This window comes from Methylomonas sp. 2BW1-5-20, from assembly GCF_052474515.1.
In genome coordinates this window covers 1,412,470-1,435,491 of sequence record NZ_CP184127.1, presented here as the reverse complement: position 1 = coordinate 1,435,491, position 23,022 = coordinate 1,412,470, and the positions used below count along the sequence as shown (strand labels likewise).

The 23,022-nt window shown below is 50.4% G+C and carries 20 protein-coding genes, 1 tRNA gene and 1 pseudogene; 6 read left to right on the top strand and 16 right to left on the bottom strand.

Going from position 1 to position 23,022, the window contains the following annotated elements; translation table 11 throughout:
• Positions 1-217: 217 nt before the first annotated feature.
• From ACH50O_RS06570 to ACH50O_RS06515, 12 genes and pseudogenes are all read right to left on the bottom strand, one after another.
• A complete protein-coding gene (locus ACH50O_RS06570; protein WP_446811222.1) occupies positions 218-3,016 on the bottom strand; it encodes a class I adenylate cyclase in 2,799 nt (932 codons plus the stop codon).
• 42 nt (positions 3,017-3,058) lie between these two features.
• Positions 3,059-3,658: a histidine phosphatase family protein gene (locus ACH50O_RS06565; protein WP_446811221.1), complete on the bottom strand. Its 600-nt coding sequence runs from the start codon at positions 3,656-3,658 to the stop codon at positions 3,059-3,061.
• A gap of 30 nt (positions 3,659-3,688) precedes the next feature.
• Entirely contained in the window at positions 3,689-4,435 is a 747-nt protein-coding gene (locus ACH50O_RS06560) for a phosphate/phosphite/phosphonate ABC transporter substrate-binding protein (RefSeq protein WP_446811220.1), read from the bottom strand.
• A gap of 12 nt (positions 4,436-4,447) precedes the next feature.
• On the bottom strand, positions 4,448-4,924 hold the full coding sequence (locus tag ACH50O_RS06555; RefSeq protein ID WP_446811219.1) for a PAS domain-containing protein: 477 nt from the start codon (positions 4,922-4,924) through the stop codon (positions 4,448-4,450).
• 27 nt (positions 4,925-4,951) lie between these two features.
• Positions 4,952-5,314 carry a roadblock/LC7 domain-containing protein gene (locus tag ACH50O_RS06550; protein WP_020481940.1) on the bottom strand — a complete coding sequence of 121 codons (363 nt, stop codon included), beginning with the start codon at positions 5,312-5,314 and terminating at the stop codon, positions 4,952-4,954.
• Positions 5,315-5,355: 41 nt separating this feature from the next.
• Complete coding sequence (locus ACH50O_RS06545) at positions 5,356-6,012, bottom strand: hypothetical protein (protein WP_446811218.1); 657 nt, start codon at positions 6,010-6,012, stop codon at positions 5,356-5,358.
• A 5-nt stretch (positions 6,013-6,017) separates the two neighbouring features.
• Positions 6,018-6,554 (bottom strand): GTP-binding protein, encoded by a 537-nt coding sequence (locus ACH50O_RS06540; protein WP_446811217.1) that lies wholly within the window; start codon positions 6,552-6,554, stop codon positions 6,018-6,020.
• A gap of 18 nt (positions 6,555-6,572) precedes the next feature.
• Positions 6,573-7,802: a hypothetical protein gene (locus ACH50O_RS06535; protein WP_446811216.1), complete on the bottom strand. Its 1,230-nt coding sequence runs from the start codon at positions 7,800-7,802 to the stop codon at positions 6,573-6,575.
• The gene (locus ACH50O_RS06530; RefSeq protein ID WP_446811215.1) at positions 7,799-8,500 is read right to left on the bottom strand and encodes a type IV pilus assembly protein FimV; all 702 of its coding nucleotides are present in this window, start codon (positions 8,498-8,500) and stop codon (positions 7,799-7,801) included. Before ACH50O_RS06530 ends, ACH50O_RS06535 begins: the two co-directional genes overlap by 4 nt.
• Positions 8,501-8,547: 47 nt before the next feature.
• Positions 8,548-9,952 (bottom strand): annotated as a pseudogene (gene argH / locus ACH50O_RS06525) (argininosuccinate lyase).
• Positions 9,953-10,008: 56 nt separating this feature from the next.
• Positions 10,009-11,331 carry a sensor histidine kinase gene (locus tag ACH50O_RS06520; RefSeq protein ID WP_446811214.1) on the bottom strand — a complete coding sequence of 441 codons (1,323 nt, stop codon included), beginning with the start codon at positions 11,329-11,331 and terminating at the stop codon, positions 10,009-10,011.
• Entirely contained in the window at positions 11,328-11,993 is a 666-nt protein-coding gene (locus tag ACH50O_RS06515) for a response regulator transcription factor (protein ID WP_446811213.1), read from the bottom strand. Before ACH50O_RS06515 ends, ACH50O_RS06520 begins: the two co-directional genes overlap by 4 nt.
• Before the next feature lie 348 nt (positions 11,994-12,341).
• Between ACH50O_RS06515 and ACH50O_RS06510 the strand changes: the two genes are divergently transcribed.
• On the top strand, positions 12,342-13,883 hold the full coding sequence (locus tag ACH50O_RS06510; protein WP_446811212.1) for a putative Ig domain-containing protein: 1,542 nt from the start codon (positions 12,342-12,344) through the stop codon (positions 13,881-13,883).
• A gap of 75 nt (positions 13,884-13,958) precedes the next feature.
• Complete coding sequence (locus tag ACH50O_RS06505; RefSeq protein ID WP_446811211.1) at positions 13,959-14,567, top strand: cohesin domain-containing protein; 609 nt, start codon at positions 13,959-13,961, stop codon at positions 14,565-14,567.
• 189 nt (positions 14,568-14,756) lie between these two features.
• Here ACH50O_RS06505 and ACH50O_RS06500 read toward each other — a convergent pair whose 3' ends face one another.
• A complete protein-coding gene (locus ACH50O_RS06500) occupies positions 14,757-16,295 on the bottom strand; it encodes a cation:proton antiporter domain-containing protein (protein WP_446811210.1) in 1,539 nt (512 codons plus the stop codon).
• Positions 16,296-16,613: 318 nt separating this feature from the next.
• Here ACH50O_RS06500 and ACH50O_RS06495 point away from each other — a divergent pair, with 318 nt between their 5' ends.
• Together ACH50O_RS06495 and lplT are read left to right on the top strand one after the other, a co-directional pair.
• On the top strand, positions 16,614-18,782 hold the full coding sequence (locus ACH50O_RS06495) for an AMP-binding protein (RefSeq protein ID WP_446811209.1): 2,169 nt from the start codon (positions 16,614-16,616) through the stop codon (positions 18,780-18,782).
• Positions 18,783-18,871: 89 nt separating this feature from the next.
• Positions 18,872-20,044, top strand: coding sequence for a lysophospholipid transporter LplT (gene lplT / locus ACH50O_RS06490; protein ID WP_446811208.1), 1,173 nt, complete (start codon positions 18,872-18,874; stop codon positions 20,042-20,044).
• Here lplT and ACH50O_RS06485 read toward each other — a convergent pair.
• Positions 19,986-20,612: a TetR/AcrR family transcriptional regulator gene (locus tag ACH50O_RS06485; protein WP_446811207.1), complete on the bottom strand. Its 627-nt coding sequence runs from the start codon at positions 20,610-20,612 to the stop codon at positions 19,986-19,988. The two genes, lplT and ACH50O_RS06485, sit on opposite strands and share 59 nt — an antisense overlap.
• Before the next feature lie 69 nt (positions 20,613-20,681).
• Here ACH50O_RS06485 and ACH50O_RS06480 point away from each other — a divergent pair, with 69 nt between their 5' ends.
• The gene (locus ACH50O_RS06480; protein ID WP_446811206.1) at positions 20,682-21,185 is read left to right on the top strand and encodes an NUDIX hydrolase; all 504 of its coding nucleotides are present in this window, start codon (positions 20,682-20,684) and stop codon (positions 21,183-21,185) included.
• Positions 21,186-21,241: 56 nt separating this feature from the next.
• Here ACH50O_RS06480 and ACH50O_RS06475 read toward each other — a convergent pair.
• Positions 21,242-21,318, bottom strand: a tRNA-Asp gene (locus ACH50O_RS06475).
• Positions 21,319-21,481: 163 nt separating this feature from the next.
• On the opposite strand from ACH50O_RS06475, the gene ACH50O_RS06470 reads away from it, so the two are divergent.
• Positions 21,482-22,042, top strand: a complete 561-nt coding sequence (locus ACH50O_RS06470; RefSeq protein ID WP_446811205.1) for a class I SAM-dependent methyltransferase — start codon at positions 21,482-21,484, stop codon at positions 22,040-22,042.
• On the opposite strand, the gene dmeF is transcribed toward ACH50O_RS06470, so the two are convergent.
• The gene (gene dmeF, locus ACH50O_RS06465; RefSeq protein ID WP_446811204.1) at positions 22,005-23,012 is read right to left on the bottom strand and encodes a CDF family Co(II)/Ni(II) efflux transporter DmeF; all 1,008 of its coding nucleotides are present in this window, start codon (positions 23,010-23,012) and stop codon (positions 22,005-22,007) included. The genes ACH50O_RS06470 and dmeF overlap by 38 nt on opposite strands.
• Positions 23,013-23,022 lie beyond the last annotated feature (10 nt).

Below are 23,022 nucleotides of genomic sequence, written 5' to 3'. Positions count from 1 at the left end.
GGATGCAGCAAAGCCGCAAAAAATTGCCAACGCCTAGTTCAGTCGGCGCTTGCTTAGAAGTGTCCTACAGTTGATTTATGTGGGCAAACGCCCTTAATTGATTGCTTTTATATTTTCCGCGCCAAAAACCGATAATTGTTGCAATTCCTTGCCATGGGCGCAGATATATAGATTTTTACACGTTCCCATGCGCCGAACATCGGCCGCCAGCGGAATATTAAAGATTCAACTTATCTTCTATCTTTTGTTTGTAATTCAGAAAATGCACGGTCTGCAATTGCTCGAAATGCTCCGTGCCCAGGATCCGGCAGGGCACGTCGATTTCGGTGATATGAAACGGATAATCGTCGTGGTTTTTCCGATAACCTAGAATATGCGTTCGTATTTGTTTGACGCTGTCGGGGTTAGCGACGGAAAACTTCTCTTCGTTGCAATATACCGCCAGCGTACCAGCCTCTTCGCTGGCTATACGTACCCGCAAATCCATCACACTGCCGGCCAGTTTGACGGGAATGAGCTGACAGGACAGCACTCCCGCTGAATTTCGTTGAATCTCGTAAAACTTGACACTTAGTCCATCCGCTAATTGGCCGCGCGCCAGCAAAGTCTCCAGGAATACCGAATAATGGGTAACGACGTGTTCTGCATTAGCATTGGTATGCTGGTGGACAAACAGTGCGCCTTTTTCATCTAACACATAAACCCCGACGTGTTTGCTGGTAGCGTGATAGAACACCTGAATCACATCCGCGGCGTTGTGAATGTATAAAGAAGGGATATAGGTTTGATCCAGTACATAGGCATCAAAAAAAACCGCGGAAAAGCACGAATTAGGTTTGGCCAATTCTTGCAAAAGTTGGTTATGGGTATCCAGTCGGTAATACCCCAAGCTGCCGTTTCTGAGCTGGAACAGACAATAACCGCTCTCAGCGGCTACGATATAGCGCTGCGAGCCGTCGCAGCCGGATGCAAAAAACTTTAACAAATTGCCGACCAAGGCTTCGATACGCAACACGATGCTTCTGCCGCGGACCTGGTTGTAACACAAGACCTGCAATTTATCGGCCGATATGGGCGAGACACTATTGTTGAATACATCGACGAGGCAGTTAAAAATACCTTCTACACCAAGATAACGCTGCAAACTGGCTTCGCCCCAACTGGACACGGACAAGCGTTGGACACTCTGCACGAAACACTGCCGGCTATCGCCGTAACTTAACGGGTCCGAGCGCTCACTCATTACCAGTTGCAGATTATTCGAGTCGATAGCCAAACTTTCGCCGAGATTGATCAATAACAGCGAGGACGAGATGCGATTAGGCTCGCCGTAGACCTCCAGATCGTTCTCCCTCCCCGCTAAGTGCCGGTTTAAAAAGGCATTCAATTCGTTGAATAATTGATATAGCTCGTTAGTGCTTATTTTAAGACTCGATGTGACTAACTGTAGGTTAAGCGATTTTTTGTACAGTCCGTTGACTACCGCCCAACATAAGACTTCGAGCAAGCTCTCGCCGAATTTAATCGCCGTTTCCGGCGAGGCGTTTTGCGCAGCAATTCTATCGATATATAAACACCAGCTAGGCAATGCGTCGTCGGAGATTACTTCGACAACGAACAAAAGGTCCGGTTTGGCATGTACTGTGCCGCGAGTGGTTAACACTTCAATTTTGTCCGGCCGCAGATCCAGCGCCGCGCGTAATTTACGACCGATCAGCCTCAAGTCTTTATTCTCACGCTGAGCCTGATCCAGCGGTAAACCGGAAAACTGCAAAATCATCCGCAGACACTGTTGCAGCTGATCGCGAATCACCACATGCTCGGTGCTGGCTTTTTTTATATCCCAAAATTTTTGGCTGGCGAGATTGTCCAATAAATCGTCCGGCCATTGCCATTGACTGGCTACACTGTGCAGATAATCTTCGCGCTGTAAACGTATGCGATTCTCCGTGAGAGTTCCGGAAGCAGCCATGATCTTCATGTAAAAACATTCCCGAATCAGGCTCAATCGCCGCCTGGAATGCGCTTGCCGCAGATAGTCGTCCACTTTGCGATACATCAGTAAGTAAGGATCCAGGCTATCGACGCTAAAATCGCCCGCATAAACTGCTTGCTTCAATGACAAGCATAACCATTGCGGGTTGGGAAACTCGCTGGCATAACTTTCCATCAGCAGCAGCTTCAATAAAGATTTATGCGGCGATGTTAGCGACTTGTATATATGCCATAGCGTGGCACTGACGAATTCAGCCATTGGCATATCTTGTAAGCCGCCGAAATCGATCACATCCGCTTCCGAGACAAACCGGTTTTCCAGTAAATGCGCAACATACTGCTTATAGTTTCTTTCTTGTTGCGGGGGCACCAACCACCAAACCGGTACCCGACCGGCGATATAAATCGAGGTGCGGTAAAACTCTTCCAACAATAAATAATGTTGCGTCTCGCCACTGCTTTCCTTGGAGATAGGCGTATTTTCACCGCGCGAAAATTGCTCGGCATCGACCAGAAAAAAATGCGCCTCGATTTTTAAAGATGCGGCCCATTTCTCAATTTCTCGCGCTTTTTGCCGCAATTCGTTCAACTCGTCGGCAGCTAATGCCGGCGAATGGCAAAGCCAAATATCGATATCGCTATCTTTCGAAAATGCCATACTGCCAACGCTACCCATTAGAAAGACAGCTTGAATCGGATAGTGCCTCAGCGCCTTGCGTTTATAAACAAAGCCCTTGGAAAACTGCTTGGCGACATCGGTTGTTTGCTTATTAGGCGTGTAATCGGGGATGCCGGCGGGGCCTTCCAGCGACACGAAGCCGGGTAACAAGGGGTGGTTTTGATGAAACAGTAAAGGCAGGAGCTTTAAGAAGTCTTGCTGGCGCGGTTGCAGAAAACCCTGCACATGTTGCAGACGCAACTGATTGAAGTGCTTGAAACGTTGCGCTACCGCATACAGATCCTTTTTGCTGATCTCTTCGCCCGGCGCGCCCAAATGGATAGGTAGGAATCGATTCGTCAAAGTCGCCGCGCCAAAATCAAGTGTGGGGCAAGTATAGAAGAATCAACCCGGCTTGTGAAAGTTGAGCTGGACGAAGCGGCTATCGCCGTCGTCGAAACTGGTAAAACGGGTTAAACAGGCATGTGGCAAATCGATATGAAAAGTTTTGGCGACGGGCATATCGAAGACTTCGGCGAATAACGCCCTAATGACGCCGGCGTGGGTAACCACCAGCACCCTCTGCCCGGCATGGGCAGCCAATAAATTTTCCCATCCTTGCCGCACGCGATCCGCAAACCGTGAATAACTTTCGGCGTTCGGTGGTGAAAAATTCTCGGGATCTTGATAAAACGCCATCAGCGCATCGGGCCACTGACTTGAAATCTGTTCGGCGGATTGGCCTTCCCAATCCCCGAAATCAATTTCGCTCCACGCCGGTTCAATCGATAGTTGCAATTGCTGTTGTTCGCACCAGACAGCAGCAAAAGATCGGCAGCGCCGCAGCGGCGAACTGATCACCGCATCCCACTGCCCTTCCCCGCATTGCCGGTACATCTGATGCCAGCCGCGTTCCGTGAGAGGATCGTCGGTAGTACCCCTGTAGTAAGAACCGCCGCGGGCCTCGCCATGCCGCAAAAAATCGATTACCGTCGATTGATTCATCTGGTTTGACTCCGCTACGACCGCAGCATCTCAGGTATTTAAGGTATCCATTAAATCGATCATAAACTCCATTTCTTCGTCCTCGATCCGTTGCCAAGCGTTGAAGCCAAGTGCACTCAGTACACCGCTACCTTTTTCATCCTGATCCATTTCCACCAATATTTTTTGCATATCGTCGCGGCGGCTTTGCAATCTCGGACCTATCATCAGAGAATGGTAGATCACACTGATTTGACTGCGCACCAATACCCGTAGTTGTTTTTTGATCATACTGGAAAGGTTATCGTAGGCCTCCGCCAGAATAATGCCGACATCCGCCTCGCCTTTCAACAGATGTTTGGCGACCAGGACGTGGTTATCCGATAGCAGCGGGACGATATTGCCGGCATGCAAATCGGCGGGTTCCAGCATGATCATGCCCATCAGCCGCACATCAGGATCGTCGGTAAATGCCACGCGGGTATTTGGCTTTAAGTCGGCTACATCGTCGATACCGCTTTCGGCATTGACGGCAATGATCGCTTCGTCCGATTCGCCCTTGGCGCGCACCAAGGGCAAAAAACCCTTTTCTCTGACCAGCATCGCCGCATCGAAGGGATTGGCGTAAATCAAATCGATCTTGTCGGCCGCTATGGCCTGATGCAGATCCTGGTAGTGATTATACATTTCCAGATGGATAGCCTCGGCGCTTTGTTTTTGTAGCCAAGTATTGAAGATATACCAGCCGGAAAGGCGGTCCGGGGCAAAATCCGGGCTAACTGTAAACATGAAAGACATGATATTCCCCAATCAAAATAGTGTCGGATACAGCGCGATGCATTCATCGACTTTGCTGCGCGAAGGTTTTCGGCGCACCGAGGTATAGCCAACGACCTTGCCGCCGCGCACATTCGGAATTACCGTGGCTTTTACCCAATAATAACCGCCGTCCTTGCGTAAATTTTTGACGAATCCTTGCCATTTTTCTCCGCGTAGCACCGTATCCCACAGGTCTTTAAAAGCCGCCGCGGGCATGTCCGGATGCCTGAGTATGCAATGCGGCGCCCCAAGTAACTCGGCTTCGGTATAACCCGACATCTCCACAAAAGCCCGGTTCACATGACTGATGATGCCATCCGGGGTGGTTGTGGAAACGATCAATTTGCCGTCCGGATATGGGGTTTCCAGCTCGGTGTACAGCACTTTTCGGGATTTGCCATTGCAATAGGTAAGAGTCGCTTCCTGGTACTCGCCAACGATATCTTCGGGTTTCATATCAACGATCATGATTTGCTCCGGGTTGCCGGTTAGGGTTTACAACATTTCGGAAATACTCTCCGCCGCTCGCTTGACGTCAAGGAAGATTAGCCCGAGTTTGGCGTTGGGCTTGGCGAGCACCGTGAGCACGGCTTCGTTACCGGCATAGGTCATTAACACATAGCCCCTGGCACCTTTGATCAGAACCTGCTCCAAATTGCCGCGGTTTAATTCCTGCGCGGTTCTATCGCCCAAGGACAACATGGCAGCGCTCATAGCCCCTACCCGGTCCTCATCCATGCCTGCGGGCAACACCGATGCCATCATCAAACCGTCGGTGGAAATCACGCCGGATGCTTCTATATCCGCCGAAGTACCGTTCAGCTCGGTCAAAACCGACGTCAGCATGTCTGCTTTCATAATTTAATTCCTCTTAAATAATGGGTGATGGTGCGATGCGCTTAATTTGAAGCGTCAGCGGCTTTTGTTAAATAACGGGTAATCAAAGCCCAGGCCAAAGTCACAAACTCCGCCTGATTGAAATGCGGGACACCGGTTATCGCCAATACGAAGCGGTGCTTGCCGACGAACATCGGCCAAAAACCGATTTGGCTGTTACCGAAAGGATCGACGATGGCCCAAGCATGGCTGGATATGCCCATATTGTTTATCAATAATCCGGAGCGGCGTTTATGGACGGTCGCCAGCTCCGCGCTAAGCGCCGACAGCTCTTCTGCGACTTCATGGGCAAAGCCGCTACAAGCCAAGTAAAAACCCTGATCGTCGGCCAATAACACTTTGCCGTTCTCGGATATTGCCGCTAACAAATCGGGTAAAATTTCCTCCAGCGCGGTATGCGGGGCCAGTAAAGGTTTATCGACACCCTGCACCCAACCCAGCTTTTGACAGTACAACAGCAACTGCATGGCTTTGTCCTCGTCTTCGATTTCCATCAATTTTTGCAATTGCTCGATGTTCAACTCGGGGGTTTGCTCCTGCTGCAGCAGACGAATTAAAAACCGCCGCGGCTTGTCCGATTCTGGGGACGATATGGCGTAATAAGCGCCAGCGGGCGTAGGGTATAAATAGAGTCCATCGATTAACGTAAATCTTTCCATCGCACTCAACCCACCAGGCCGGGGTCCAGAGAATATAACAAGGCTTGCACCAGCAGCGAGACATCGTTCTTTTCCCGCGCATCCACCGCAAAAACCGGCGGCTTAAGACCGTATCCCTGCAATTGCGCGTGGTAATCTTCTATTGAAGGCGTACTACTCAAATCCATTTGCGTTACCCCGATGGCAACGCTGGTATCGTTGATAAACTTGCCGAAGGCATCCAGAAAAAAACGCATATCCTGAAAAGGATCCGCGCGAGTATTGTCTAGTAACAAAATTAAGCCGATACCGCCGTTAGTCAAAATATCCCACATGAAATCGAAGCGCTCCTGGCCGGGCGTGCCGTATAAATGAATTTTTTCGCCGCCCGCCAAATTCATCACGCCATAATCCATCGCCACCGTCGTCGATGCTTTACGGTTTTTAGTCATATCGCTGGCTGCCGCATCGGTTTTCACCGGCGGCACATCGCTTATGGCATTAATTGCAGTGGTTTTGCCGGCGCCCACGGGGCCCGTGAAAATTATTTTGTACTGACTCATCGAGATTCCTTATCGTTTCTAAGCGCCACGCAACTTGTTAAGAATTTTGCTTAATAAACCTTCGTTTTTAGGTTTCTTGGTCTGTTCCACGGCAATTACCGTATCGACTTGACGTTCGCTTTGTTTCAATATGCCTATCGCTTGACAAGCACTGATGAATACAAATACGTACTGCGGTTTGACATGTAACAGGCTGGCAACTTCTAGCGGTATTCTCGGTGCCTGAATCAACAATGCGGCAATGCGTAAGGCATCCGGCGTGATGACCAACCGGGTAAAATTGGGCCATCGGTCCAAAAAAACCGGGCGTTGAATATCCAAGCCTATCGGAAAGCGACCCTTGGATGTCCAAATTGCCAATTTCCAAACAAAGGCGTTCATATCCTGAAACTTATCCTCGGCCCTTTGTACCGTTGTTGCGATATCGACAGCGGTCAACATCATATTGCTGACCGAACCCTTACCCAACGGCATCCCGGCGAACGCACGGGTTTGCTTATCGTCGGCATCCACCCAAACTTCCTGATTTTCCGGAAAAATCGTCAAAGGCTTCCAAATCGAACAAAGCTGCAGGACGCGCGACTGTAAATTGGCGGTTTTATACGCCGACATCACATAGCCTAAAAAATACTGCCTAGGGTCGTAACAAGCGGTTAATAATTGCGCTTCATCGTCGAAATCGATATTACTCAGGTTTCCCAAAAATGCGGTAAAGCCGCCTTCGTTCAACTGCATCGCCGATTGATGTTTGCCTGCTTTGTGCTGCGCTGAGGATGCGGCCGCTTTAGTTGCCTTGGACTTATTGACATAAACCTCCATGGCCATTTTTTTCGGCGATTCGACTTTAGGCTGTTCCGGCACATCGGATGTTTTAGATAGCACCTGGGACATTTTTGTGGTGTCGGCGTCGGCTTTACGAGCCTGCGCAACCGCCTTGATTTTGTCTAGCACCGCCAACATTTGTTCGACGTTGACCGGCTTTTTAATGAAATAAGTATTGTCCAATTGCAGGTTTTGCAAAGACAGCAAAATTATCGGTCGATTCGGCGCCGCTGCTTTTCTGGCATCCAGAATATCCCTGGCTTTTGGATGATCCGCATCGATCATATCGATATTGGCGTCGACCTCGTCGACCACGACGGCAACCCCGCGACAGGGCCCCTTCAGATACATTTCCATGGTTTTACAGGTACGGCTATCCATGCCGTGAAGAGCGATTCGAAACGGTGTCTTAGTCGCCTTGTTCATGATAGCCGGCCTTCAAAAAAGTGTGCCAATACCAACCATTCGTTTACTAGCGCAATTCCAGCATCGCTGAATCGTTGCCGTTGGCCTTGAAAGCGCTCCCGGCTTTCGGTGGATTTGTAAAGCTCCAATAAGGCCAGCTGTAAATCCGCACGATCGGGATACAGGTCGATTCCGATTTCCAACACATCCATGGCCTGCTCTAGCTGGCTGTACTCGATAAAGTCGTTGGCTAACGCCAGATAATCGTGTTGGGTTTCCGTTTGCCGTTTAGACCTGACCAGTTCGCGGCTACCCAGAATACCGCTGCTAAACAGCGAATAACGATTACCTAGCTGCTCATATTCCGTCACTTTTTGCAATGTCTGGAATTGCCCGCTATTTAGCCGCGAACGGCTAGCTTGTAGCATACGGCGACTTAATAACGCACCTTTGCCCGCCAGAACAATCACCAAATCTAATAGAGCCGCATAGAGTTGCTCCGGCAAACGCTGTTCATAACAAAAATAAATCCGCCTTAGATGCGCCTGTAGATCTTTGGGATTTCTACTGACTTTGAAGACTAATGCTGTTAACGCCTGAACGGAGTTGCCGTCGGGGCTACCGAATAAGACTAATTCCCGGTCGCGCCAAAAACCGGATTCTTGCGGAATCTCATCGACGTTTTGTCCGGCAAACAACCGGGAAAAGTATTGGGGCATTGCCACCCTCCGAATCAAACGATGTTCGAAGGGTAGCAGTTAAATAACTAATTTCCGGATTTTAGTAGGGTATTTTGTCTTGCGTCACAAATTGCCTGACGAACCGCTTCCGGAGCTGTACCGCCGATATGATTGCGAGCGGCGACAGAACCTTCCAATTTCAGAATATCGAATACGTCGGCAGTAATCGTGTCGGCAAAGCCCCGCAGCTCCGTCAGCGCCAATTCCGACAAGTCGCGATTAGTTTGCAACCCCAGCCGCACCGCTTGCCCGACTACTTCGTGGGCATCGCGAAATGGCATGCCTTTACGTACCAAATAATCCGCGAGATCGGTGGCAGTAGCAAACCCTCGTTTCGCGGCCTTATACATATTTTCCCGTTTGGCCTGAATCCGCGGCATCATGTCGGCAAATGCCCGCAGGCAATTTACTAGCGTGTCGGCGGTATCGAACAGCGGTTCTTTGTCTTCCTGGTTATCCTTGTTGTACGCCAGTGGCTGACTTTTCATCAGCATCAATAACGAGACCAAATGACCGGTAACCCGGCCGGATTTGCCTCGCACCAGTTCCGGTACATCCGGGTTTTTCTTTTGCGGCATGATCGACGAACCGGTGCAAAACGCATCCGGAATATCGATAAAATTGAATTGCGCGCTGGCCCACAACACCAGTTCTTCGGAAAAACGCGACAGGTGCATCATGATCAGACTGCCGGCGGCGGCGAATTCGATGGCAAAATCGCGATCGCTAACCGAATCCAACGAATTATTCGACGGCCGCGAAAACCCTAGCAATTCGGAGGTCATAAAACGGTCGATAGGGTAACTGGTGCCGGCTGAAGGCCGCAGCACCCAAGGGCATCACATTCAGGCGCTTACTGCAATCTTGCAAACGTTCTTTGTCGCGCGTCAACATTTCGAACCAGGCCATCAGATGATGGCCGAATGTCACCGGCTGCGCCACTTGCAGATGAGTAAAGCCTGGCATGATGGTATCGGCTTCGCGTTCTGCCAAGTCCAGCAAGGCGATTTGCAAACGTTGCAGTTGCGCCAAAATCGTTTCGATTTCACTGCGCAAGTACAGCCGAATATCGGTCGCCACTTGGTCGTTGCGCGAACGCCCGGTATGCAGCTTTTTGCCGGCAATCCCGATCAGATCGGTCAGACGCGCTTCGATATTCATGTGCACATCTTCCTGCTTGATCGACCAAACAAACTCGCCGCGTTCGATCTCACCGCCGATTTGCGCCAGTCCGCGCTGAATATCGGCCAGTTCTTGTTCGGTTAATATACCGATTTTGCACAGCATGGCTGCATGCGCCAGCGAGCCTTGAATATCCTGGTGCGCCATCCGTTGATCGAAACCGACGGAAGCAGTGAATTCCTCGACAAAAGCATCGGTGGCTTCGGCAAAACGGGCGCTGGAGAGTTTTTCGGTGTTAACGGTAGTCATAAGCAATCAATCGGGGCAGAAAAAATAACAGGCAATTATACCGTTGCTGACGCGGTTCACCTCGGGAATTGCACATTTACCATCAAACCGCCCAACTCTGCGCAGCGTCCGATAGTCAGCGTGCCATGGTAAAATTCGGCAATATCTCGGACGATGGCCAAACCCAGACCATGCCCCTGCACCGCCTCATCCAGACGCAGACCTCGCTGACTGAGTTGCTGCATGTCAAACTCCGAACAACCGGGGCCGTCGTCTGAAACACTTATAATCATGCCATACCGGCTCTCGACGGTAAGCACGACATACCGATCCGCCCATTTGCAAGCGTTATCAAGTAAATTACCGGTCAACTCCAGCATGTCTTCCCTATCAAAATGGATTAATTGATCCGGCGCATTCACCTGAATCGTTAAATTTTTCTCGACGTAGATATTGTGCAGCAGCATAGCCAGGGCAGTCAGTTCTAGGCGCGGATTAAACACCGTTGCGGTTTGACTGTTGCCGGAGATACGCGCGCGTTTTAACTCCCGATCTATGCGCTGATGGATGGTTTGAGTTTGCTGCTGCAACTGTTTACGCAGTTCCGGATGATCGTTTAACAGCGGACTTTCGGCCAGGCGAAACAACATCGCCAACGGCGTCTTCAAAGCATGCGCCAAATTTCCGATCGCCGTACGAGACTGATGCAAGCGACGTTCGACCAGTACCAACAAACGATTGACCTCCTTGACCAAGGGCTTGATTTCGGCTGGCACTCGGGCCTGAATCTGCTGTTGCCGGCCATTGGCGATCTCGGCCAATTCATCGCGTGCGGCCTTCAACGGATTGAGAGACCGGCGCACATCGGCACTTTGCAGCGCAATTGCCGCCAGCAATACCAAAACTGTCAACACTAGGTACGCCAGCCGTATACCGTCTATGTCACGGCCAATATCGGTCAGGTCTTCAGCGATGCTGATACTGATTGGCCGACCAAAACGCTCAAAACCGCGGCTTAAAACCAGTAACGGCTGATGGCGTGGGCCGTCCTGAAAATGAAATTGTTGACTGGTACCAACCGACATGGCGGGGAACGGCAATGGCTGATCTTGCAACGATGTCGAATAATAGGTACGACCGTCGATATGGATCACAAAATAGTGTCCGGAAAAGGACTGTCCGTAAACGGTGCCCGCATGCGAGCTATCGAAAATCGGCTGACCGTCGCCATCAAGCGTTAAGGTATCCAGCACTGAGTCACCATCGTGCTGTAATCGAGTCATCATCTGTTTTTCGGCGACTGCGCGAATCACCCAGTCAGCTGCCAGCCAATGCCCTATAAACACTAGGCTGAGAATGATGACCAGGCCGCGGTTAAGCCGCCGCCGCAACGACATCATGTCTTTTCGCCGAAGACATAGCCTTGGCCGCGCCGGGTGGCGATAAGATCTTTACCCAATTTGCGCCGCAAGCGGTTGATATACACTTCGATGACATTGCTGGCTGGGTCGTAATCACACTCGTAAACGTGTTCCAGCAAATGGGTTTTGGTCAGTAGCTTTCCGGAATTCAACATGAAATAACGCAACAAACGAAACTCGATGGCCGTTAATTCTACCTGCCGCTCGCCATCCACGCAGACCGTTTGGGTGTCCTCATCCAGGGTCACGCCACTAGCGGATAACTGCGGCTGCGTCCTGCCGTGCAGGCGTTTTAATAATGCCTGGATCCGCGCCATTAATTCTTCGATGTGAAAAGGCTTACCCAAATAATCATCGGCGCCGGCTTTAAATCCATCGACTTTCTCGTGCCAAGCATCCCTGGCTGTGAGCACGATGACCGGGACATGATTCCCGGATTGCCGCCAGCATCGCAACACTTCCAAGCCCGACATCTTCGGCAAACCCAGATCAAGGATCACCATATCGTAGGTTTCCGTCATGCCCATAAACTCGCCGCTGACGCCATCGAGTGCCGCATCCACGGCAAATCCGGCCCTTTCCAGATCGGTTTTTAATGATCTGGACAAACCAGCATCATCTTCCACTAGTAATAAGCGCATATTATTTTGTTTTAAGTCAGCCCCGCCAATCTTCTGGCATTCTAATTCTTATTTTTCAAAGGGTGAATTTTAAGATTGGTTTCAAACGTGACGGGCGTCAGCCAAAGGCTGTTGGGGGTGAACCCACTACAAGCCTATCCCCTTTATAGATTCTTGTAGCCGAAGTTTCTCCAACCTTTAGTTAAACTCTCGGTTTACAGCTCATCAACGCGTGTCCAAAACCCCATTCGTAATCCGTGATTTTAATCACAGTTTAATCTTGGTTTCATCTCCATGTGCTGCAATGCGGTCGTTTTTCCTAGGCAATTCGATTTGTACTTTACAGCCCCTGAAACAATGGATCACAACATGCGAAAACTCATAATTCCGGCACTTCTTCTACTTGGTACCAATGACATAAGCGCCTCGACCGCTTACGGCTCGCTGGGCAATTTCGACGCGGTAAACGATACCGGCGAAACCTGCCATGGTTTTGAAATTGAAATTGACGATGTCCATAGCACCGCTATTGGAGGCACTTACTCGTGGAATCATTATGGCGTGCCAAAAATTCGCGAAGATAATAGCGATCCGGCTCACCCGAAAGTATTTGTGCGTTATGAGGCAACAAACCCGAGCGGCACCACTACGGGCTTTACCAACCCGGCGAATCCTGGCTCCATCTCGCCCACCAACGGTCACTTGTGCACCAATCCCGCGGTCAATCAAGGCTGCGAGCATTTCGGCGTAGGCATTTACGCGCCGGCCTCGGCCATTAAATACAACTGGTTAATAAAAAATCCGGCAGGTCAAATCGTTACCGGACCGGCCGTGTCTGTCGGCACACCTACTTACGCCTATCAACCGCCGGTATTCGTGCGCCCACCGGTCATCCAACCCAATCCGGTTCCAAATTTACCGCCTATCGTAATTGAGCCGGCAGTCGTACAATTTCCTGCCCAGGTAGTGGCGGCAATTCCGGCACCCGTCGTGCCGATTCCCGCTGCCAAGCAATTTGGCGAGCCGAGTTGGGTTAAAGTCATTAAAACCAAGACGCATAAAAAACGGGTTCTAGCACTGGAAGAACTGGTCGGTGACGACAAGGACAATGACGGCCATGCAGACTGGAGTAACGGCGAACCCGATGAAGTTGAATCGGAATGGTATCTTTTACAAACCAATAATCAGGGCAAAAGCAATAAATCCAATTTAGCAGGCAAAGCTGACGATATGGGCGACGGCAGAGACGTCGTCACCCGCCGTTATGAGTTTTATGAATACGTCGCCCCTGCCGCCTCGATAGACGGCGAAAACGGTGAAGCAATGTGCGATGCCGTGGGACCGGATAATATCAGCGGAGTAGATGTCGTCACCGTCACGGATATCAACGGCAACGACACGGAATTCGATTGCTCCAGCGTGGCCATCGTCGGCGCCTACCGTGGCGCGCAAATGGGCGAGTTTAATGCAGTAGCGCCCTTATCGTTAATCAACGACATTCAAAGCGGGAATGTCGGCGAGGCGTTTCCGAATAGAGCCGTGGTATTTGGCGGCAACACCCCTTACGTGACAAACACTAGCGGTGCTCTACCGAACGGTTTGGCCCTTGACTCTGCAACCGGCGTACTGTCCGGCACACCCGCCAGAGTGGGCGTATTCAGTTTTTTTGTTGAGTCCACCGATACCGACGGTAGCATCGTCAACAAAAACTACACCGTTAAAGTGACTGGTCCAGGCGATGTGGACGCCGACAATGATATCGACTCTGCCGATTTAGCGGTTATCAAAGCGAAATACGGCCAAAATGCAGCAGCAAAAGATCCCGCCGATGTAAATCGCGATTTGAAAATCAATATCCTGGATTATCGAAAAGCAGCATCGCTTTGCACCAAACCGCAATGCGGCTTGTAATCCGTCCGAAACTTGTACGATCTAAATAATGCCGAGCCAAGCAGGACTCGGCTTACTGATATAGGGAACCCAAAAATGAACAAACATATGCTTATTAAATTCATGGCACTAGCTTTCGTCGGGAGTTTTCAAATTGCTGACGCGGCTATTCCCAACCTGAGCGTGAAATTGCCAGGTAACACTTCGGTTTACACTTCATCGGTCGGTGCTGTTTTTAATGCCGATATTTACATCGATTCCGTTGACGATTTTGCACTGTTCGATTTTAACCTCAGCTTTAACAGTGCCAAGCTGGAAGCTCTATCGTTAACGAGTGCTAGCGTTTTTGGCGCAGCAGACACCGAGACATTTTTCAACGCTATTACGCCGGGCAAGGTACATTTTGCGGAAACCATTTCCGGCACATCCGCGCTAACCAGCGGTATCAATATCGCGGCGCCCACCTTGTTGGGAACAATTCAATTCAAAGCGCTAAGTAGCGGTATAAATAATTTTATTAACTTCACCAATCCCATCATCGCCACCTGGGATAGCACCTCTTTGGCCGGCAGCGCGTTACCCGCCAATGTCACCATCAGTCCAGCTGCAGCGGTGCCCTTACCTGCTTCGGTGTTTTTATTCTTGCCGGGCTTATTCGCGGTGTTCGCCGGTAGAAAGCATAAAACGCGACCGCTAATCTCTTAGCATGATCTGAAGCTCATTAACAAAATCATTTAAAAAACACAGACCTTCGGCGGAGTGTTTAGATCTTGTTCACTATTCGCCTCCGATAAGCTAAAAATCGGGGCGAATATCCGTGAAAAGGCGAAAACATACCTCAAAGCGGCGTGATTCGAATTACAAAAATAGCCAATACTGTCGCTTCGAGGAAAATCAAATATTCAAGTTCTTCAGCAGCATTTGTTCGGCTAGTTGCTTGCCAGCCTCGACCAATGGATGAATGACAAAACTGGCGCCTTGGCGTTTTAGTTTTTGCTCGTCTTCTACTTGGTAGCAAATGGTGCCGATTACCCCGGCGAAACCGTGTTTACGTAGTTGTTTGATGGCGTTCATTCGGTTGTCGTAAGACGGTAAAGTCAAAATGATACCCTTGACTCGCTCCAGCGGTAGTCTGCCCCAAATTTCACTCTCTACCACATCGGCGTAGACCACTCTACGTCCCGAGGCCAGCACGCTTTCTAAAACGGTTGGGTCCGAATCCAGCCCCACCACCCGCTGATCCTGGTTGCAGAGCGATTGATAGGCTGATACGCCTGTTCTGCCCATGCCCACAACCAGCCACTCGGCAACACCGAACGAATCCGGCAAGCGATCAGGATGCAGCGATTGTTTTTCAAATTTAATCAGCGCAGGCTCCAACCAGGAAAATAAGCGATGAGAAAATCGATTGAGCGGAGCCGCCAACGCTAAAGAGCCGGCAACTGCAAGGCTGATGATGGATTGCCATTCCGGCGGCAGTAAATGGGCCTGAACGACTGCGCCCGTGGTAATCAATGCAAACTCGGAATACGTCATTAATGCCAAAGACGCAACAAATGCTGTTCTGGCGCGCAATCGTGCCAGCAGAAATAAAAAGAAAAACAGCATGCCCTGCACAGGCAACAACGCTAACAAGATTAAGGCTAAATAGATTTGTTCCTGGTTCGGTAGATCCGTTAAGCCAATTTGCAGAAAAAACGCGACGAGAAAAAGCTCTTTCAGGCTCCATAATTTATTGCTTAGCTCATCAATCTTGGCGTGATTTGCCAAGGTGACGCCGGCGAGTAAGGCGCCGATATCGGCCGCGACGCCGACACTCTCGGCCATCGCTCCCCCGGCCAGCGCGAACGAAACTCCCAGTAACAGCTTCAATTCCGATGTTTGACTGGCTGATAACAGACGATGCGCAAGAGGCCGCACCAGCGGTAAGAGTATGACCAACAATGCCCAGGGTGACGGGTGCTTACCCTCCGCAAAGGCTAATAACGCAATGGCAACCACATCTTGCAAAATCAAGATGCTTAACACGCCTCGACCGTGTAAAGACGATAACTCTCCACTATCTTCCAATACTTTGATCGCGAAAATCGTACTTGAAAACGCCAAGCTGATACCAAGCACCAAGCCGCCGGTAACGTGCTTGTCTATCCATAGGAAAAACAACGCGGATGCCAGCGCCATAACCAATACATGCGATCCGCCGACACTCAGCACTTCACGGCGAATCAGCGAACTGGGTTTCAGCTTTAAACCTACCGAAAACAACAGTAATTCGATACCGATATCCGCCAGGTGACTTAAATTCTGTAGCGGGGAGACATGTAGAAAATGCAAAAAATAGCCGGCGACCAAGTAACCCACCAACGGCGGCAACATGAGTCGAGTAGCCAATAAGCCACTGACGAACGCAGTACTAATCCAAATTAATTCCATAACATCCAAGGCAATGTTTATCGGGATATTAGCATAGCCTCACAGGCGGCAGCGCTCCGCATTCGGCTTTTAAGGCGGGTTAAATAATTTAAAGCAAGCAGCTGTATTGTCCAGGCAACTTGGCTGGCGGCAAGATTTCATAAAACGCCAATACAGTCTAGTAACCTCGATCTTATGCGCCAGAGCCGGATTAGCCTTATTTGGCAAGCAGAGACAAATAAAAATGCCAAATTAATTGAACAACGATTAATTAATGTTTATAGTACACCCCGGCAAATCGCAATCTGTCTGCTAATATGCGCGCACGGGAGGAATACTATGTTAAAAATTGTTCTACGCTGGCTGTTGACGCTGGTCTATCGAGTGAAAGTCCACGGACTGGAAAATTACGCCAAAGCCGGCAATCGCGTGTTGATCGTCGCCAATCACACCTCATTTCTCGATCCATTGTTGTTGGGCGTGTTTTTGCCGGACGACATCACCTTTGCGATCAATACCCAAATTTCGGAACGCTGGTGGCTGAAACCATTTTTGCGTTTATCCAAGGTATTTCCGATGGACCCGACGCATCCGCTGTCTTTAAAGGCGTTGATCCATCATTTGCAAAACGACACCAAAACCGTGATTTTTCCGGAAGGCCGCATCACCGTAACCGGTTCGTTGATGAAAATCTACGACGGTACCGGTATGGTTGCGGACAAATCCGGCGCAACCTTGCTGCCGGTTCGCATCGAAGGCGCCGAATACAGCCGGTTTTCCAAATTGGGTGGCACAGTCCGTCAACAGTGGTTTCCGCGAATTACCATTCACATCCAGCCGCCGACCTTGATCGAGACTCATGGTGACGTGACCGGTAAAGCCCGCCGTAAACATAGCGGCCATATTCTGGCCGACATCATGACCGAAATGATGTTTGCCACCAGCCATTACCAACAAACCATCTTCGCGGCCTTGCTGGAAGCCCGCGCACTCCACGGCGGGCGTTACACCGTGGCGGAAGATCTGGAGCGCAAGCCTATAAGTTACGATGCGCTGATCACTCGCAGCATCATCGTAGGCAAACTGATCAAAGCCATCACCCAAACCGGCGAGAATGTCGGCGTCTTGCTACCCAACAGTTGTAAGACGCTGAATGTGGTGCTGGGTTTGCAGATTTATCAACGAGTGCCGGCGATGTTGAATTATTCGATAGGCGCCGCCGGCATGGCTGCGGCCTGCCGCACCGGACAAATCAATATTGTGCTAACTTCTCGCAAATTTATTGATTTAGCAAAACTGGGAGACGAAGCCGCGATCCTGGCACAACACGTCAAACTAATTTACTTGGAAGACTTGGCGACATCACTAACAGGTTTCGACAAATTGACCGGCTTGTTACAAGCTAAAACCGCAAGATTTTGGTACAAAAGCCACGACTACGATGCCGATGACGCGGCAGTGGTATTGTTTACCTCGGGTTCGGAAGGTTTGCCCAAAGGCGTGGTGCTGTCGCACGCCAATATCCTGGCTAATCACAAACAAATCAGGGCACGCATCGATTTCGGACCGGGAGACGTGGTGCTGAATTTTCTGCCGATGTTCCATTCCTTTGGTTTCACAGTAGGCACGATGATGCCGATTTTGAACGGCATGACCAGTTTTTTCTACCCGTCGCCACTACATTATGCAGTCATTCCGGAAATGGCTTACGAGGTGGGCGCGACCATTATGTTTGGCACCAATACCTTTTTAGCGGCGTATGCCAAAAAAGCCCATCCTTACGATTTTTTCTCCTTGCGTTACGTAGTAGCCGGTGCGGAAAAACTGCAGGAAACCACCCGAAGCACTTGGCTGGATAAATTCGGCATTCGTATTCTGGAAGGCTACGGCGCTACCGAAACCTCGCCGGTAACCTCAGTAAACACGCCGATGGATTACAAAGCCGGCAGCGTGGGCCGATTTATGCCGGATATGCTGCACAAACTTGAACCGGTACCCGGTATCGAAAATGCCGGCAAACTGCATGTCGCCGGCCCCAATATCATGAAAGGCTATCTGCTGCCGGATAATCCCGGCGTGTTGGTGCCGCCCTGCTCCGCTGTTTATGGTGAAGGCTGGTATGACACCGGCGATATCGTGCATGTCGACGAGGAAGGATTCATTCATATTCAAGGCCGCAGCAAGCGTTTCGCGAAAATCGGCGGAGAAATGGTGTCGCTGACCGCCGTCGAACAATTGGCCATCCATGCCTGGCCAGAAGCGCAACATATCGTCGTCAGTCTGCCGGATCCGAAAAAAGGCGAACAACTGGTACTGTTAACCACCCGACGCGATGCTAATGCCAAGCAGTTGACCGAAGCCGCCCCAGGCGTGGCCAGTATTAATCTGCCGAAGAAAGTGTTTGTGCTGGATAAATTACCGTTGCTGGCCACCGGAAAAACCGATTATCCAGGTGCAACTGCATTAGCGGCTCTATTGCTGGAAGGCGGCAAGGTTACGCCGGATTAAACCGGATATTCAACGGTAAACGACACGGTGTAAGCAATCTGTGCATTCGCGTCGTCGCTTAATCTTCCAATCAACTATCATCCCAGACCATGAGCAAACACCTCTACCCTCTGCTTATCGCGCAATTCCTGTCGGCATTTGCCGACAATGCCATTTTGTTCACGGTAATCGCAATGGTGATGCAGGATGCGCATCCCGTTAGCTGGTACGTACCGGCCTTACAAAGCGTATTTTTGGTGGCTTTTGTGGTCTTGGCGCCCTGGGTTGGTGGATTTGCGGATAGTCACGCAAAATCGAGGGTATTGATTGTCGCCAATCTGATCAAAGCCGGCGGCGCCGGCTTGTTGTTGGTAAAAGTGGAACCTTTGCTGGCCTATAGCCTGGTCGGGGTTGGTGCGGCGCTATACAGCCCGGCCAAATATGGCATTTTACCGGAACTTGCCGGTCATAACGGCCTGGTTAAGGCCAATAGTTGGATCGAAGGTTCAACGATATTGGCAATATTGACCGGCATGGTGGTCGGTGCCAAGTTGGCGGACTACTCTATCAGTTGGGCCTTGATTGCAACGATCATGCTGTTTTTGATTTCAGCGGCAACCACTTTGTTCTTACCGATGGGTTTACGTAAAGTGCCGCCATCCGGGTCGAAAATCTTGTTATTTTACCAAGAAGTCAAAACATTTCTGGCCATGCCGCGCTCGCGGTTTGCGGTGCTAGGCGCCTCCCTGTTCTGGGCCGCGGCGGCCTGTGTGCGGGTCATTATCATCGCTTGGGCGCCTTTGGTATTAATGACGCATAACGCCAGCGATATCGCCAATCTGACGCTATTTCTGGCTATTGGCATCATCGCCGGTTCGGTACTGGTTCCGCGCCTGATTCCGCTGGAACATCTGCGGCGTGCACGGATTCCTGCTTATTTGATGGGCTTGTGCATCATCGCCCTGAGTTTCACCGAAGCAGTGTGGCCGGCGCGTTTTGTATTGTTTTTAATGGGCATGGCCGGAGGCATGTTTATCGTTCCCATCAATGCCGCGTTGCAGGAGATCGGCCAACACAGCATAGGCAGCGGTGGCGCGGTGGCGATGCAGAACTTTTTCCAGAATGTAGCGATGCTGTTATCGGTCGGCGGCTACACCCTGGCTACGGCCGAACAGGTAACACCAATTGCCGCGCTGATCGGCCTAGGGTTATTGCTGTTGGCCGCTACTTTCCTGGTGGTATGGCATTTGCCTGAAGTGGAGCGGCCTTCCAACCTTGAATAAATGTATTGACCAATAAGTCCACGCTTTGTTTGGACGATGCAACATCGCTGCCCTGCGGTTTGGCGGTCAAAGATAGAATGCAGATACCGTGTACCCCACTCCACAGCGTTCTGGCCGCCAATCGATTTTGTTCGGCCGAGCTGCCAGGTGTTAACTGTTTGAACAATACTTCGACGATAGCAAACAGTTGTTCGATTTTTTGCTGATACCATTCCGGCGGCGGTTCTTCGCTTTGTACATCGAAAATCATCCGCCAGCGGTTGAAATGCAGGGCTGCAAAGTTCAAATAAGTCTCCGCCAAAGCCAGGATGTGATGTTCGACGCTGCTGGCTGGTACATAATCACTTAACTGCTTGGCCAGCTCATCCAAGGTACGCGCTTTCACATGTGTTGCCAAATCGTTCATGTTGGCAAACACCATGTAAATACTGCCCACTGTGTAGCCAATCTCCATCGCGATTTTGCGCACCGTCAACGCGTTAAAGCCATCCTCTACGACTATGGTTTCCGCCGCCACCAATACCATTTCCTTGATCTGTTCCTGACTATGTTCGCTTCTTCTGGCCATATGTTCTCTGCGACAAGCACTAAAAACGGCTACCATACACGACCTTGCTTCAGGAATCGATAGTCAAACATGCACAACGAACTTCTCGATGTTGTCGACACCGACGATGTTGTTACCGCCCAACAACCAAGAGCCGAAATCCACGCCAACGGCCTGCGGCATCGGGCCGTGCATATTATGGTTTTCAATGATCGAGAGCAGTTGTTTCTGCAAAAGCGCTCAATGAAAAAAGACCTGAATAAGGGCTTGTGGGACACCTCGGCTGCTGGCCATGTCGACGCCGGTGAAAGCTATGCCAGTTGCGCGCCGCGCGAACTACAAGAAGAACTGGGTATATCTGTCGATAATCTGGAGCCATTATTCAAATTGGAACCTTGCCCAGAACTAGGTATGGAATTCATTCAGGTCTACCGCTGCCGACATAACGGCCCGTTTAATCTGGCGGCCGAGGAAATCGACGAAGACTGCTGGCTGGAACTGGCTATCGTGGACAAACGCGTAGCCGGTAACGATCCGACTTTAACGCTTACGTTCAAGATAATCTGGCATCAGTTCCGGAATTCCACAAACTAAATAGATGCTTGAGCCATGAAGGTAGCTAAAGTTACCAGATGAAAACCACAAAGAAGTGGCGGAGCGGACGGGGCTCGAACCCGCGACCCCCGGCGTGACAGGCCGGTATTCTAACCAACTGAACTACCGCTCCGCAGTAGAGAGCCGCGCATTCTACAGCATATCATCCATGCGTCAAGCAAAAGCCTAAATTAATTATGCCGGCACTACCCTGTCCACTCTGTACCAGTAACGATACCCGCCTTTTTCACAAAGACTCAAAACGCGAATTCAGCCGTTGTCGGAACTGCTTCCTGGTGTACGTCGATCGTTCGCAACACTTGTCGCCAAGCCAAGAACGAGCCATATACGATCTGCATCAAAACGCTATTGACGACCTAGGCTACCTTAAATTTCTATCGCGATTGGCAAAGCCGTTGCTCGACAGATTGCCTGCCAATTCTCAAGGACTGGATTTCGGTTGCGGCCCTGGTCCGGCGCTGGCAGAACTGTTCAAAGCTCAAGGCCACCGAATGAATCTCTACGATCCATTCTATGCGGACTTTCCCAAACATCTGCAACAAGCTTACGACTTTATCGTTTGCACGGAAGTGGTAGAACATTTCCGTACCCCGAAAAGCGAATTCGACGCACTGTTTAATTTATTAAAACTCGGCGGCTGGCTGGGCATCATGACCAAATTGGTCATCGATGCCGAAGCGTTTACAAAATGGCATTACAAAAACGATCAAACCCACATTGCATTTTTCTCTCAGTCGACTTTTTATTGGCTGGCGGCGCGTTACCAGTGTCAAATCGAGTTTATCGGTAAAGACGTGATTATTCTGCAACACAATCCTGGCCGTTACAGCGATTGACCTCCACGGTGATATGGTCTAACTGTGCGAATTTCGCCAGCAGGGCTTTGTAATGATTGGGCGATTTAGGTTGTTGCGTAACCAAAACCACGATTGCCGAATAATGATTTGCGCTGACGGGCCAGACATGCAGGTCGCTGACGCGGCATTCGCCGTCTCCCTCCAACGCGGCTTGCATCGCCTGGAGATAGCGTTGATCCATGCTTTGGTCCAACAATACCGGACTGGTTTCTTTGATTAAACCGTAAGCCCAGACCAAGATAACCGTGGCACCGACAAAACCCATCACGGTGTCCAGCCAAACCCAACCATAATATTTACCGGCAACCAATGCCACAATGGCTAATACCGAAGTTAATGCATCTGCCATTACATGCAGATATGCCGCTCGAAGATTATGATCCTGATGATGGGGATGATGACCGTGGTCATTGTCATCGTGTTCGTCATGGTCATGGTCATGGTCATGGTCATGGTCATGGTGAGAATTATGCCCGTGTCCATGGTGATGATCGTGATGGTCTCGCAATAATAGCGCGCTTAACAAATTGATCAGCAAACCCACTTGCGCTACTAAAATCGCCTCGTCAAAGCGAATGATTTCCGGCATCAGCAGCCTTTGTACCGAGTCGGCAATCATCACCAAGGCCACCATCGCCAAGGCAATGGAACTGGCAAATCCGCCCAATACGCCAACCTTGGCGGGACTAAAAGCAAAAGTCTGGTCGTCTTGGTGAATACGGCTATAACGATAGGCGAAGATCGCAATCATAAACGCGACCACATGCGTCGCCATGTGCCAACCGTCCGCCAGTAGAGCCATCGAATGAAACTGCATGCCGGCGACAATTTCCACAATCATTGTCGCAAACGTCAGTAGCAGCACCCATTTGGTACGCCGCTCGCCTTTGCGATTAATCCGCGCGAAATCGTGCGAATGTTGCCAGTTACTTAATTGATGTTCATGCATCCGTAGTTCC

Coding starts and splice junctions, on each gene's coding strand:
- ACH50O_RS06560 (WP_446811220.1), bottom strand. CDS start 4,435: ATGTCTTTCATGTTTACAGTTAGCCCGGATTTTGCCCCGGACCGCCTT.
- ACH50O_RS06550 (WP_020481940.1), bottom strand. CDS start 5,314: ATGAAAGCAGACATGCTGACGTCGGTTTTGACCGAGCTGAACGGTACT.
- ACH50O_RS06515 (WP_446811213.1), bottom strand. CDS start 11,993: ATGCGCTTATTACTAGTGGAAGATGATGCTGGTTTGTCCAGATCATTA.
- ACH50O_RS06540 (WP_446811217.1), bottom strand. CDS start 6,554: ATGAGTCAGTACAAAATAATTTTCACGGGCCCCGTGGGCGCCGGCAAA.
- ACH50O_RS06545 (WP_446811218.1), bottom strand. CDS start 6,012: ATGGAAAGATTTACGTTAATCGATGGACTCTATTTATACCCTACGCCC.
- ACH50O_RS06520 (WP_446811214.1), bottom strand. CDS start 11,331: ATGATGTCGTTGCGGCGGCGGCTTAACCGCGGCCTGGTCATCATTCTC.
- ACH50O_RS06555 (WP_446811219.1), bottom strand. CDS start 4,924: ATGATCGTTGATATGAAACCCGAAGATATCGTTGGCGAGTACCAGGAA.
- ACH50O_RS06505 (WP_446811211.1), top strand. CDS start 13,959: ATGAACAAACATATGCTTATTAAATTCATGGCACTAGCTTTCGTCGGG.
- dmeF (WP_446811204.1), bottom strand. CDS start 23,012: ATGCATGAACATCAATTAAGTAACTGGCAACATTCGCACGATTTCGCG.
- ACH50O_RS06495 (WP_446811209.1), top strand. CDS start 16,614: ATGTTAAAAATTGTTCTACGCTGGCTGTTGACGCTGGTCTATCGAGTG.
- lplT (WP_446811208.1), top strand. CDS start 18,872: ATGAGCAAACACCTCTACCCTCTGCTTATCGCGCAATTCCTGTCGGCA.
- ACH50O_RS06480 (WP_446811206.1), top strand. CDS start 20,682: ATGCACAACGAACTTCTCGATGTTGTCGACACCGACGATGTTGTTACC.
- ACH50O_RS06510 (WP_446811212.1), top strand. CDS start 12,342: ATGCGAAAACTCATAATTCCGGCACTTCTTCTACTTGGTACCAATGAC.
- ACH50O_RS06565 (WP_446811221.1), bottom strand. CDS start 3,658: ATGAATCAATCGACGGTAATCGATTTTTTGCGGCATGGCGAGGCCCGC.
- ACH50O_RS06530 (WP_446811215.1), bottom strand. CDS start 8,500: ATGCCCCAATACTTTTCCCGGTTGTTTGCCGGACAAAACGTCGATGAG.
- ACH50O_RS06485 (WP_446811207.1), bottom strand. CDS start 20,612: ATGGCCAGAAGAAGCGAACATAGTCAGGAACAGATCAAGGAAATGGTA.
- ACH50O_RS06500 (WP_446811210.1), bottom strand. CDS start 16,295: ATGGAATTAATTTGGATTAGTACTGCGTTCGTCAGTGGCTTATTGGCT.
- ACH50O_RS06535 (WP_446811216.1), bottom strand. CDS start 7,802: ATGAACAAGGCGACTAAGACACCGTTTCGAATCGCTCTTCACGGCATG.